Origin of the sequence: Cylindrospermopsis curvispora GIHE-G1 (assembly GCF_014489415.1) — a bacterium.
GTDB classification, from domain to species: domain Bacteria; phylum Cyanobacteriota; class Cyanobacteriia; order Cyanobacteriales; family Nostocaceae; genus Raphidiopsis; species Raphidiopsis curvispora_A.
In genome coordinates, this window is record NZ_CP060822.1 from 3,694,230 (window position 1) to 3,709,667 (window position 15,438).

Here is a 15,438-nt window from a genome sequence, read left to right on the forward strand (position 1 = left end):
TCTAAGTAATTTAGTTTTTTTGTTTAATAGATTTTTTAGTCATATTTAAGCAGATTTTTACTCAATGCCAATGACCTAATTAGTTAAGGAGTGTTTACTAATGTAGCCATGATTTCCGTGACCAAATTTTCCACTTCAGGTTCTTTTAACATAGTTTGATGTTCACCCATAACGCGACAAACTTGGACTTTTTGAGTGGTTAACTTTTGCCATCCAACAGTGGGGTCATTGGGAAATTTGGCTGCTAGGGAGGGAGTTCTAAATAGTGTAATATTAGACCTAGTCACAGGTGGTTGATAGACTAGACTGGCCCGTAAATTAGCCTTATAAACCTTAATGAGACGAGCAATTAAACTATTTCCCGAGTTGGGTGGGATCAGATTATGTTGTTCTAATGTTTGTGCAACATAGTCTAACTGGGAATCTTGATCCAAACTAGAAATTGTCTGATAATTGATAGTCACATTTTTATTAAAAAATAATGCTATTTGCTCCACCATAAAACAAATAATTCCTGCATTATCCTCCAAAGAAGCTATAGTTTCATCCGTTGGCATAGGTGGATGGGTATCTATAATCAATACGCGCTCAATTTGTTCTCCCATAGCTTCCAATTGACTAGCCATGGCAAAGGCAATTAATCCCCCTAAAGAATGTCCACCTAATAAGTAAGGTCCATGGGGCTGTATTTCTCGAATGGTATGAATGTAGGTATTTGCCATTTCTTCAATGCTTTCTAAGGGTGATTGTTTACCATCTAATCCAGGTGACTGAATAGCATAGATGGGCAGTTTTTTACCCATACCTACAGCCAATTTTTCAGCTAGAACCGAATAGGATAAACCATAACCTCCTGCTTGGTGGACTAAAAATAAAGGTAGCAAATCGCCTTGAGTTTGCAGAGGAATTAGAATATCTGAATGATTGCTTGCTTTTTGGTGATCTTGGTCTAACAATAGGGCAATTTTCTCTATAGTCCCCTCTCTAAATAGAGAAACCACAGGTAAATTACATTTTAACTTTTGCTCAATAGCAGCTATCAATCTGATGGCTAAAAGAGAATGACCACCTAAATCAAAAAAGTTTTCAGTTACACTTATTGGACTGACTTGGAGAATTTCCTCCCATATTTCTACTAGTTTATATTCTAAAAGTGTGCGAGGGGAAACATGTTGATGAGCATCAAAATTCCTGTTTATATTCAACCCAGCCAATAGCTTCCTATCAATCTTCCCATTTGGTGTCATGGGTAGATGGTCTAAAACTATAAAACTGTTAGGTATCATATAATCGGGTAACTTTTCTTTGAGGAAATCACGTAACACACCCGAAGAGGTAAATTGCTTTTCTGTGCTTACATAATAAGCAATTAAACTGTTAGTGGCAGATGAGTCTCCAGAAATAACTACAACTGCATTCAGCACATTGGGATGTTGAGTCAATACAGCTTCAATTTCTCCCAGTTCAATGCGGAAACCGCGTATTTTAACTTGGTGGTCAATGCGTCCTATAAATTCAATGTTTCCATCGGGAAGGTAACGAACTAAGTCTCCTGTTTTATAAAGACGTGAATCTGGATTATCGCTAAAGGGATGAGCAATAAACTTATCTCTAGTTAATTGCGGAAGTTGGCAATAACCACGTGCTAGTCCCATACCACCAATGTATAGTTCACCTGGAACCCCAATGGGAACTGGTTGTAAGTGAGCATCAAGAACATAAGTTTGTGTATTAGCGATGGGACGACCAATGGGAAGCATATTTTGTTTAATATAGTGATTGTTTTCTTTTGTGAAGCTTAAAAAAGTAGCATCAATACAGGCTTCCGTAGGTCCATAGAGGTTGTGAAAGTTAACATTTAGTTTGCTCAATAAATTTTCTACCATAGCTACTGGTAAAGCTTCACCCCCACAGAAGATATGTGTTAAGGAATGACAATTTTCTATCTCCCCATATTCTAGGAACATTTGTAGTAAGGAAGGAACCATTTGTAGAACTGTTACTTGTTGCTCACAAATTAATTTCAACAGGTAAGAAACATCCTTGTGTCCATCTTTTTCGGCAATTATTAACTGTCCACCTGTTAGTAGAGGTGCATAAAATTCCCATACAGAAGCATCGAAACTAAAAGGTGTTTTTTGTAATACTTTTTCCCTTTCCCCAAAACTAAAGGTTTTTTGCATCCACAACATGTGATTACAAATAGCACTATGGCTTATCATCACTCCTTTGGGTTGACCAGTCGAGCCAGATGTGTAGATAAGATATGCAAGATTTTCTACTACTAAATTAGTAGAGGGATTATGTGTATCCTCTTGAGCAATAACTTGCCATTCCTTATCTAGGCAAATGATTTGGTGCGGAGGTAAAATATCTAGAGTTGTGACCTGGTTTTCTTGTGTTAATAATAGAGAAATTCCAGCATCTACTAACATAAAGTCAAGACGTTCCCGGGGATAATTGGAATCCATGGGAACATAAGCACCACCAGCTTTTAAAATTCCCAGTAAACCAATTACCATTTCTAATGAACGCTCCATACAAATTCCTACCAATACATCTGGTCGGACACCACGGGATTGTAAATAATGGGCCAATTGATTAGCTCTTTGATTTAATTGAAAATAGGTAAGACTTTGATTTTTAAAAACTACAGCTACATTATTAGGTGTTTTCTCTACTTGTAATTCAAACAATTGATGCAGGCACTTATTTTGTTGATACAAAGGGTACTCAAATTGCGTTTGATTCCATTGAAAGAGTAGTTGATTTTTCTCGTGGCTAGTAAGTACAGGTAAATGAGTAATTGGTTTTTGTGGTTCAGCAATAATACCCTTTAATAGAGTTTCAAAATGACCGATCATTCTATTAATTGTTTCTAGTGCAAATAAATCTGTCCTATATTCCCATGTTCCATCAATTCCCTGTTCAGTTTCCGTCATTAACAAGGTCAAATCAAACTTCGCTAATCTTTGTTCCAATCTCCAAGGAGCTAGTTGTAAGTTAGGTAGTTCCAACTTATTCATAGGTGCATTTTGCCAGACGAACATTACCTGAAATAATGGATGCTGACTGAGATTTCTTTGTGGATTTATTTCCTCTACTATCTTTTCAAAGGGTACATCTTGATGAGCATAAGCTTGTAGAGTTTCTTCCTTAGTTCTAGAGAGTAAGTTGATAAAATTAGGATTACCACTCAAGTTATTTCTGATGACCAAAGTATTGACAAAAAAACCGATTAAATCTTCGGTCTGCTTACGATTACGGTTAGCAATTGGCGTACCAATTAATAAGTCTTCTTGTCCTGAATAGCGCATAAGCAAAATGCTAAATACCACCAACAAACCCATGAATAAAGTGGCACCTTGAGATTCGCATAGTTTTTTAAATTCTTGAGTGGTTTGTTGATCAACTGCAAAGTTTACAGCACTACCTTGATAACTCGGAATTGGGGAACGAGGGTAATCTGTCGGTAGTTCTAAAATTTGATTTGCACCTGTTAGTTTTTGTTTCCAGTAAGCTAGTTGTATAGGTAGTTGTGTTTTCTGAAAAACTTCCCGTTGCCAATTGGCAAAATCTCCATACTGTATGGATAGAGGGGGTATAGATGGGATATTTCTTTGACAGATGGCCGTGTAGAACAAGGATAACTCTTTAACCATGACTCCCAAAGACCAACCATCAGCGATAATATGGTGTATGACCAACAACAAAACACTAATATTGTCAGATAATTGATAGAGATGGATACGTAGTAATGGGAGCTGTTTAAGATTAAAGGGAGTAATAACCACTTCTTGTATTGACCTTCTCAATGTTTCTTGTTGGGTTTGAAAGTCTAAACAACTGAGATTTGTTATGGTTAATTTTAATTCCAACCAGTCATGAACTGTCTGAATTGGGGATCCTTGCAGATTATCGAAAGTTGTGCGCAACACCTCATGACGTTGAATAATATTTTGCCAGCTTTCTCGTAGTGCATCTACATTTAAATCTCCTTCTAAATGAAAAGCTACTGATATATTATACGCGGCATTTTCTTTTTCTAATAGATCTAAAAACCAGAGTCGAGATTGGGAGAAAGAAAGGGGTAAATTTTCTCGGTTAGAAACAGGAATAATATCTTCTGGGCCTGTTTTAGTAGTATTTACATTAATTAAACAGTCAATTTCGTCTCCTAACCGAGCAATGGTTGAATATTCAAAAATTGACCGTAAAGGTAAGGCTACATTAAATTCCTCCCTAATACGAGACACCAATTTAGTTGCTAAAAGTGAATGTCCTCCCAAATGGAAGAAATCCTCCGTAACGCCAATCTTATCAATTCCTAAAACATCCATCCATAGTTGAGATAGTTTCTGTTCCGTAGGAGTTTTAGGTAACACCAGGGATTGTTGATTAATTGTTAAATCCCGATCTGGTATGGGTAGGGCACGTCTGTCCAGCTTACCACTGGGGGTAAGAGGGAAATTTTCTAAAATCATAAAGGCCGAGGGACACATATATTCTGGTAATTTCTCCTCTAACCTTTGCTTCAATTGAGAAATTAGGAATTTGGTAAATCTACTTTGGAGGGGATCAATCCAATATGGGTGATCATCTCGATCCAATGAATCACTTAAATCATTGATAATTGGCATTGATGGTACCATGAATTTTTTGTGGCTCACAGGATAAAAACATACATCAAAACAATCTACCTTTCCCGGTGAATAACTAATACTTACTTCCGAACCAATTTCTTGAGCAATAGCATAAAAATCTGCTGGATTGAACCCTTTTGGCTCATGAATGTTATTGAGCGCAGTTCTTAATTCACCAATGGTTTTTTGTTCATTTTCGTGGCTGTTTTTTAACATCCATTGGTAAATGGCAGCATCTTTACTTAGCCGACCATTAGGTACACTATGCCAACCGATAGATCTCATTTCAATAACTTGCTGTTTTAAATCGGTCAATTGTAAATTGTCAGTCTCCCAATCTCGCCAGATAATTTCTGGTGGTTGTTCTGTTGATATACCTAACTTATGTAAGATCACATCATAACGGTATTTAGTCAGCTCATTTTCATTATTTTCCGACTTAATTTGAATTTCTACAGCTGTTAAGTCAGGAAATGATTTTCTTAAATCAGTGAAGAAATGTGGAGCAATAATTAATTCGTTCTCTTTTTTTGCAATGCGTCTAACCTGAGTTTTAAATGTTTCACAATCAGTGTTGTCATTAGCCTGAAAATAAGCAACGCTAGCGTAGAAATAATTTGACAGTGACAAATTTCGATTATCACCAATAAATAAACTTCCTCCGGTTTTTAATAATTGCCAAACACTTTTAATGACCTGTTGCAAATACTCAATTGATGGAAAATATTGCGCAACAGAGTTAATAACAACAGTGTCAAAATAACCAGTGGGAATTTCTGAAAAATCAATTGCTTCCCTAGTTAGTAGGTTGACGTTTTTTAGAGAGCGGTTTTTAACAATAGTATCCAGGCGATTAATTGCAGCTTGGGAAAAATCCGTTCCCCAGTAAGATTCTACTTGGGGAGCAATATTTAATAAAATCATACCCGTACCGCAACCAATTTCCAAAACTTTCCTAGGCTTGAGGGATTGTATTCTCAGTAGAGTACTGTTGAGCCATTGGCGCATTTCAACCCCAGGAATGGGCTGATTATTATAGCTGCTATTCCAACCAATAATATTAAAGTCTTCTTCAGTTTCCCCTGAGGTTATATTATAGGTATCATTAAAGGTATATTGCCATTCCTGAGTTTGTTCTTGTGTTAAGGTTTCAGTATTAGCAATTTGATTTATAGGAATTATGTAAGCATCCAACCTCACATCTTCTTTGCTTTCCTCTCTGGCAATTACCAGGGCATCTCTTACTTCTGGGTGACTTTTAATAACTGCTTCAATTTCACCTAATTCTATGCGAAAACCGCGAATCTTAACCTGATGATCATTGCGTCCTATATATTCAATGTTTCCATTATCCAGAAAACGGGCTAAATCACCGGTTTTATAGAGACGTACCGATGTGAGATCATTGGTGGCAAATGGGTTGGGAATCATCCGTTCTGCTGTTAGTTGAGGACGGTGAAAATAACCACGAGTAACACCTGCACCACCCACATACATTTCTCCTACAACACCTATGGGAACAGGTTGCAGATGACGATCTAAAATATATAAAGAAAGGTCAGGAATTTGTTTACCAATTAAACTGCCTGATCCTTTTTTGACATCCTTAAAAGTAAGGGGAAGGTAGGTTACATGAACTGTAGTCTCCGTAATTCCGTACATATTTACAAGTAGTGGAAACTGATCATCGTGCCTTTCAAACCAGGGTTCTAAACTAGCTAAATCCAATGCTTCACCACCAAAAATCACATACCGTAATTCTAATTCTCCCTCTCGACAGAGTGTGGATTCTGCCTGGATTAGTTGCTGAAAAGCTGAGGGGGTTTGATTTAAAACCGTAACTTTTTCTTCGCACAATAAGTTATAGAATTCCTCCGGTGATCGACTGATTAGATAGGGGACGATCACTAAAACACCACCATAGAATAATGCCCCCCAAATTTCCCAAACTGAGAAATCAAAAGCACAGGAGTGAAAGAGTGTCCAAACATCCTTGGCGTTAAATTTAAACCACTTCTCAGTCGATAACATTAACCGCACCACATGACGATGGGTAACCACAACTCCTTTGGGTTTTCCCGTGGAACCAGAGGTATAAATAATGTAAGCAGCGTTATCGGGAAGAATTAATACTTCCGGTTCTGTTGTTACCTCTTGAGTGAATTCAGACTTGTATTTATCAATAAATATAGTAAGTATGTTATTATTGGTAAAATCAAATGGTATTTGAGCTTCAAATTCGCTGTGGGTTAGCAGAACTCTAATTTGACTATCTTCCAACATATAGGTTATACGATCCCTTGGATAGTTGGGGTCAAAGGGAACGTAAACACCTCCAGCTTTCAAAATTGCGATAATCCCTATGACCAAATCCAATGACCGAGATAACCATAGTCCCACTCTTGCTTCCGGTTTTACTCCAACACGCATTAAATAGTGTGCTAATTGGTTGGCACGATAATTTACTTCTGAATATGTCAGTCTTTCTTGCCCAAATATTAGTGCGGTTTGCTGAGGACGCAATTTGGCCTGCTCAGTAAATATATCATGCAAACAGAAATGCACGGGAAAAGTTTGTGCAGGTTGAGACGGTGCCAAAACAGCTATTTCTTCTGAGAGCAAAAAAGGTAAGCGACTAACTGGTATCTCGGGTTGAGCAAGTACGCTCTCTAACAGTTGACAAAAATGACGGGCAAGCCTTTCTACAGTTTCTCTTTTCAACAAATCAATGTTGTACGATACAGCTCCATTTAAAGTGTCTTCCGTTTCGGTAATGAACAGTTCTAAGTCAAAACGTGCTGCTTCCTGAGTTGCTAATATGCAAACTTCCAAATCACCAGTACCAAACTGCGGTTTAGGTGCGTTCAATAGGGTAAAAGCAATCTGAAACAAAGGATTTCTACTGGTGTCCCTTGGTAAATTCAATTTTTCGACTAAAGTTTCAAAGGGAATTTCTTTATGCTCAAAAGCAGATAAAATTGTTTTCTTTACGGTTTTTAATAAGGAATTAAAGTTAGGTTCATCGGCTAAGTTAGTACGAATTACTAACATATTGACGAAAAAACCAATTAGGTTTTCTGAGTCCGATGGACGGTTAGCAATCGAAGTTCCTACGGCTATATCTTCCTGTCCAGTATACCGAGAAAGTAAAGTTTGGAATACAGCCATCAGAAACATAAATAAGGTTGCACCCTCTTTTACGATAAAGTTGCGGATCCTATTGGTTGTTTCTTTTGATATCTCAAATTTAATTAAGCCTCCGCGAAATGTTTGTAATCGCGGTCTGGGAAAATCCAAGGGGAACTGTAAAGTTGGCAATTGGGCTAGTTGTTTTTCCCAATAGGTCAGGCTTTTTTCTAAAATATTAGAATTCTGGAAATTTTCTTTTTGCCACAGGGCATAATCTGTATATTGGAATTTTAATTCTGGTAATCCTATTGGAGTTTTGGAAATTTCTGCCTGATAAAGCATAGCAATTTCTTCCAGAATTATGCCAACGGACCAAGCATCAGCAATAATATGATGTAGGTTAATACTAAGAATATGTTGTTTTGACTCAATTTTAAACAGTTGGGCACGGATCAGGGGACCTGTTTGCAGGTTGAACTGATGATCACTTTCATGACGAGCAATTTCAGCTATTATTTCTGGTATTTTATCCTCACTCCTATCATTGCTCCAATCTTCCAGTCTTAATTCAGTTGCACTATTAGCATGGATTTTCTGCCAAGGCTCTCCATCAACATCCATAAATGTAGTTCGCAGGCTTTCATGACGTTGTTGTAACTGCTTGAATGCAACCCGTAAAGCTGTTATATTTAGTGTTCCTTTCAGATCAAAAATAGAACAAATGTTATAAGCTGAGGATGTAGGTTCTAATTCATAGAGAAACCATAGTCGTCTTTGTTGAAAAGAAGTGGGCGCTTCCGTGGATCCTACACGGGGAACTACTTCCTTGATTTCTAGTTCAATTCCTTCTTCTTCCAATAGCAATCCCAATAGATCTATATCATCCGCTTGTGAAAAGTTTGTCATATTAACTCTGTCTATATTTGCCTGTTGGCTGTCAATAAAATGAATCCCACAAAACAGTCTCACATAATGCCAATTGTGTCAATAGTTTTCCAAAAATTCACCTGAAAAACTTAAAAAAAAGAATGATAAGTTTTTATTATAGTTTGCAACATAAGCTTTGTATTATCTTATCGCTGTTAGATCTTGTTTTAGTTGAAGATACTATTAATGGCGGGTTTATCGCTGATCTAACCCTATGCAATCAAGCTGTTAACTCTAAAAAATTTAATTTTTCTTTATTACAGGAACTAAATTTGTGAACCAGATATTACCATTATCAATAAATCAAAAAGAAATCTATGTTGATCAAATCATGTCCCCAAATAGTTGTCATATGCACATAGGCGCAACTGTGACTGTTCGTGGGATTTTTGATCGGGAAATTCTTAATTACGCGATGAGCAAAACAATTGATTGCCATCCAGGACTAAAAACAAGAATTTATGAAGTTGATGGCGAACCTTTCCAAACTATCGCAAGTCATACAAGTAATCATATTCCCTTTATTGACTTTTCTGGTCATGACAACAGTGATGAACAGGCTGAAAATTACATAAACCAGGAATTCATCAAACCCCTTACTTTTGGTGAAAATGCTACCTTAGCTGACTTTCAGTTGATTAAGGTTTGTGATGATAAGCATATAGTTTACGCTAAGTATCATCATGTTATTACGGACGGTTGGGGAGCAGCAATATTCTTTCGGGAAGTTATTAAAACTTATAATCAAATCCTCCAAGAGGGTAGGGAAGATCAAGAAACAAGAGACTGGGTAATCACAGAATATATAGAGGAGGAAACAAAGTATTTAGCATCGGATATTTTTATGCGGGATCGGCATTATTGGCAACAACGGCTCAATAATCTATCCCCGATGATTTTTCACCCTATCAAACAACCACAAGAACTTGATGGAAAAAGGCATTCTATTTACATTCCTCGTCACCAGTATGATCAAGTTGATGAGCTTTGTAAAAATGTTAAATCAAATGTGTTTCATTTTATTTTAAGCTTAATTGCTATTTACGTAAGTAAACATTATCTAAAAAATGATGTAGTTGTAGGTTTATCTTTATTGAATCGCAGTAAAAATATTTTTAAAGATGCCATTGGAATGTTTGTGAGTACCATTCCCTTTAGGCTAGAAGTCGAGCAAGAAGACACAATTCATCAATTATTAGACAAGATTCGTTACTCATTGCGTCAGGACTATCGCCATCAAAAGTTTCCTGTAGCGGAAATGAAACAGCTTTCTGGGTTAAAAGCTACCAGCAAGCAGCATTTATTTGAGGTTTTTCTTTCTTACGAAAGGCACGACTATGCTGACAATTTTCTTGGTACAAAAACTACATGTGTTCCTCTTTATAGTCAGCAACAAAAAGTCCCCTTAATTATTTACGTGCGAGAATATGAAAAAACTGACGATGTAAAAATAGACTTTGACTATAACCTTTCTTATTTAGATGGGGAAGCAGTTGGGGAGATAGTAAGAAGTTTTGAAACATTGTTTACCCAAGCTGCTACTAATTTGGAAATTTCGATTGGCGATCTTGCCATTTGTGATTCAGAAACTATAAACATAAGCCAACCGGACTCTCCATCAACAAAATTCTTTGCCGATGATACAGAAACACTGGTTTCTGCTTTTGAAAAGGTCGTTTCTCAATACCCACAAAATCTAGCAGTTCAATTTGATGGAGAACTTTATAAAAAGTTTCTTAGCTACACAGAATTAAATGATCAAGCCAATCGATTGGCCAATTACTTAATTAGTCAGGGGGTAAAACCAGGATCACGGGTGGGGATTTGTTTGGAGCGTTCTGAACAGATAATAGTTGCAATTTTGGCTATCATAAAAACTGGATCAGCTTATGTTCCCATTGATCCCCATGCTCCCAGTGTACGTCGCCAATTCATTGTGCAAGATAGTGGCATGACAACACTAATTACAGAAACATCCCTAATAGCAGAATTAGTCACTGAAAATATCAGTACCCTTACCATCGAATCAATCAATTTAGCACTTGCTAAACAGGCAAATACATTACCAATAATTAGTATTAAGCCGGATTTTCCTGCTTATATTATTTACACTAGTGGGTCTACGGGAACTCCCAAGGGTTGTGTTGTTACTCACAAAAATGCTATTCGTCTAATGCGTGCTACAGAACCTTGGTTTGGATTTAATGAAAAAGATATTTGGACTCTATTTCATTCCTTTGCTTTTGATTTTTCCGTATGGGAATTATGGGGTGCCTTACTATACGGTGGCAAGGTAATTGTCGTACCTTTCTGGTTAAGCAGAAATCCTGAAAAATTCCGAGAATTTCTCAGCACCGAAAAGGTAACAGTGCTCAATCAGACACCTTCAGCTTTTTACCAGTTGATTCACGCAGATCAAAGTAGCGTACAGGATATATATCTACGCTATATAATGTTTGGTGGCGAAGCTTTAAATATACAAAGCCTACAACCCTGGTTGGAAAGGTATGGGGATAAAAAACCCTACTTGATCAACATGTATGGTATTACAGAAACTACCGTTCATGTTACCTATCGTCCTATTACCCGTCAGGATTTAAAAGTTAGGGGAAGTTTTATAGGTAAGGAAATCGCCGATCTTCATATATATCTCTTGGATGAGAAATTATCACCTGTAGCTGATGGAATTCCCGGAGAAATTTATGTAGGTGGTGCGGGAGTAACTAATGGTTATTTGAATCGTCCTGCTTTAACAGCAGAAAGGTTTTTGCCCAATCCCTTTGGGAGTGGAAGAATGTACCGTAGCGGTGATTTGGCCAAGAGATTACCTAATGGGGATTTAGAGTATTTGGGCAGAATAGACCAACAAGTCAAAATTCGCGGATTCCGCATTGAGTTAGGAGAAATTCAAGCAGCTTTAATATCTCATTATCAAGTACGGGAAGCAGTAGTTATTACGGATGAATGGGAGGAAGAAAAGCGTTTAGTTGCTTATTATGTCACAGATGAGTCTTCACCGACTGCTCATGAATTGCGTCAATACCTGAAAAATAAGTTGCCAGATTATATGATTCCCGCAGCTTATGTTAAGCTAGAGGTTCTTCCCTTGAATGTCAATGGCAAGGTTGATATTAAGGCCTTACCCATGCCAGATTGGAATTTGTTAAGGGTAGAGGAAGACTACATCGCTCCTCGCAATCTGGATGAAGAAATATTGTGTACAATAGTGGCAGAAATTCTTGGCTTGCAAAAGGTTGGCATTGATGATAATTTCTTTGAGATAGGTGGGGATTCTATTTTGGCTTTACAAGTGGTTGCTAGGGCCAAAAATGCGGGTTTTTTAATCTCTGCTGGAGAACTATATGAGTTAGCAACGGTTCGTTATTTGGCTACCAAGAAAGCTATAATTACATCTGGGGATGGGGTTAAGAAACTTCCTAACATAGGTTCTGCTCTGGTCTCTGATGCTGATAAACTGCTTTTACCACAAGATGTGGGAGATGCTTATCCCCTCTCTAGTTTACAGAGTGGAATGCTATATCATAGTGAATTAGATCCTGATTCGGCAATTTTTCATCAGATTTTCACTTTTGATCTGCAAATAGGTTATTCAGAATTGGCTTGGAAGCAAGCAATTGCCGATATTTGTTCAGCTAATCCGGTGTTAAGGACTTCCTTCCACTGGACAGGATATAGTCAACCACTGCAAATGGTGCATGAACAGGTGGAATTACCTTTAAGTGTTGTTGATTTGCGGGGTTGTGATAATGCTAATGAACAAATTAGGGAATGGATTGAGTTAGAAAAGAATCACAATTTTGATATTACTCAAGCACCCCTTTTCCGCTTGCAAATTCACAGAGTTTCTGATCTGAAACTGAGTTTTAGTTTTAGTTTTCATCATGTTATCCTGGATGGTTGGAGTGTGGCAACTTTATTAACACAATTATTAAGGCGTTATGTGGAATATTTGGCCACAGAAAATTTGCCACCACTACCAGTAACCCAAATTAGTTACAAGGATTTTATTGCCCAGGAACAAAACGTAATTACTAATCATACAGTACGTGAATTCTGGTTACAACATCTCAGGAATTTACAAGTCACTTTCCTGCCACGCTTAAGTACAAATACGGCAAAAACTACAGCAGCAAGTCATCAAAAACGTCAGCTCAAACGTATGTCTGTTCTTGTTGATACAAAATTAGCAGAAAAGCTGCGTCAAATTACTAAAAATCTCGGTGTTCCTTTAAAGACATCTTTGCTAGCCTTGCATCTGCGGGTTCTTTCCTTTATCACTGGACAAAAGCAGGTAGTTACAGGTAATGTCATTAATGCTAGACCGGAAACTAGTGGTAGCGAAAACTTACTTGGCTTGTTTGTTAATACTATACCTTTCCGCTTAGAATTACCGCAAGGTAACTGGTTAGACTTGGTGCGAGCAGTTTTCCGCTTGGAAACGGAAATTCTTCCCCATCGTACATTCCCACTCGCTGAAATTCAACGGGTTCTGGATCAGCGCCCTCTGTTTGACGTGGGGTTTAACTATGTTCATTTCCATGTTTATGAAGGACTGCTCAATTTGCCACAAATTCAGGTTGAAAATGTGGATATTTTTGAGGAAACAGATTTCCCCTTCTTAACGGAATTTTGTTTAGTACCTGGAAGTGCAGCGCTACAGCTGAATTTGATCTACGACACCCAACAATTTGCAGACACACAAGTTGACCAGTATGCCAACTATTACCAAGCTGCTATGTTTGATATGGTTACCAATCCCCAAACACCATATCACAGGCGATCGCTCATTTCTAGCCAAGAGCGCCAACACCTGATTCAAAGTGCTAATCAAAATCTGAAAGACTTTGTATCTTCCCAAACTCTGGTTTCTGCTTTTAACCAAATTGTTGCCAAACATGCTAATAAAACAGCCCTAGTCTATCAACAAACCAGTCTCAGTTTTGGAGAATTGGAAATCCAAGCCAATCGTCTGGCCCATTATCTACAAGCCAAGGGGATAGGACCGGAAACACTGGTAGGCCTATGTTTAGAGCGTTCTGAACAATTAATTATTAGCATATTGGGCATTTTGAAAGCTGGTGGTGCTTATGTTCCTATTGATCCGGCTTATCCTAGCGATCGCCTGGAATTTCTCTTCCGAGATAGTGGAATTATGCTTTTAATTACTCAAAGATCAGTGATTTCCCAACTACCAGAATGTGGAGCTGAAATGATTATTCTGGAGGATATTGCTGAAGAAATAGAGCAGGAGAATTCCCAAGCTCCAGAAGTTAACATACTGCCGCAAAATGCAGCCTATGTAATTTATACTAGCGGTTCCACAGGTCAACCCAAGGGTTGTATAGTCACCCATGCTAACGTAATACGTTTGTTTAACAGCACTGAAACCTGGTTTAACTTTGATAGTGAAGATATCTGGACTTTGTTTCATTCCTATGCTTTCGATTTCTCCGTGTGGGAAATGTGGGGTGGTTTATTATATGGTGGTCAAGTTGTAGTTGTTCCCCATTGGACAGTGCGCTCACCCAAGGAGTTTTTGCAAATGCTGGCAACACACAGAGTTACAGTATTGAATCAAACACCTTCAGCATTCAAACAACTTATTTCCGTTGTCCGCCAAAAGCCAGAAAAATTATCCTTACGCTATGTGATTTTTGGTGGTGAAGCCCTGGAATTAGCCGACCTACAACCCTGGATTGACTTATATGGTCATACCCAACCAGAGTTGATTAACATGTATGGTATTACAGAAACCACCGTACACGTCACCTATAGACCAATTACCCAGAAAGACATTATCAATAATCTTAACCATCGTCCCAGTGTCATTGGTCAGTCAATTCCCGATTTAGAGCTTTATATCTTGGATGAGAATTTAGATCCCACACCCACAGGAGTTACAGGAGAAATTTATATTGGCGGTGCAGGGGTGACGAGGGGATACCTTCAACAACCAGGACTCACCGCACAAAGATTTATTCCCCATGCTCATAGACCTGGTAGTCGGTTATATCGTAGTGGAGACCTAGCTAGATATTTACCCGATGGAGAAATTCAATATCTCGGACGTGCTGACCAACAAATTAAAATACGTGGATTCCGGATTGAACTGGAAGAGATTCAATTAGTAATCACTAGCCATCCTGATGTCAAACAAGCACTAGTAGTATGCCAGAAGTCTCCCACCGGTGAGAATCGCATAGTTGCTTACGTGATATTTAGTGGTGTGGCACAACCCCAAAATGACCTAGGAAAGTTTTTAAAAACTAAACTGCCTGATTATATGGTTCCATCAGTTTTTGTGCCAATAGAGACCATACCTTTAACTATCAATGGCAAAGTTGATTATGCTGCACTGCCAGTACATAATTGGAACTCAATCAAAAAGGATTACATTGCTCCCAGGAATGACCGCGAGGCAACTATTTGCTCCTTGATGGCATCACTGTTAAAATTAGAACGAGTGGGGGTGGATGATGATTTCTTTGAGATTGGTGGAGACTCTCTGTTAGTCACCCAGTTAGCTATTAGTTTGCGTCAAACATATGACACAGAATTTCCCTTACCGGAGCTATTTACTCATCGCACCCCGGGAGAAATTGCACTTTTAGTAGGAGATGAATCACCTGCACTACCAGAAATAGAAATCCCCAAAGCGTCGCGCACACGCCGTTCCGTCACCTTAACTGATGATGGCATCCTGTCTAAATATTAATTA

At 38.0% G+C, this 15,438-nt stretch carries 2 protein-coding genes; one reads left to right on the top strand and one right to left on the bottom strand.

All coding sequences use genetic code 11. The features are described 5' to 3' along the window. Window positions 1–83: 83 nt before the first annotated feature. On the bottom strand, window positions 84–8,678 hold the full coding sequence (locus IAR63_RS16575) for a non-ribosomal peptide synthetase (protein WP_187706030.1): 8,595 nt from the start codon (window positions 8,676–8,678) through the stop codon (window positions 84–86). 295 nt (window positions 8,679–8,973) lie between these two features. On the opposite strand from IAR63_RS16575, the gene IAR63_RS16580 reads away from it, so the two are divergent. Beyond that, window positions 8,974–15,435 (top strand): non-ribosomal peptide synthetase, encoded by a 6,462-nt coding sequence (locus IAR63_RS16580; RefSeq protein WP_187706031.1) that lies wholly within the window; start codon window positions 8,974–8,976, stop codon window positions 15,433–15,435. The last annotated feature ends 3 nt before the right edge of the window (window positions 15,436–15,438 follow it).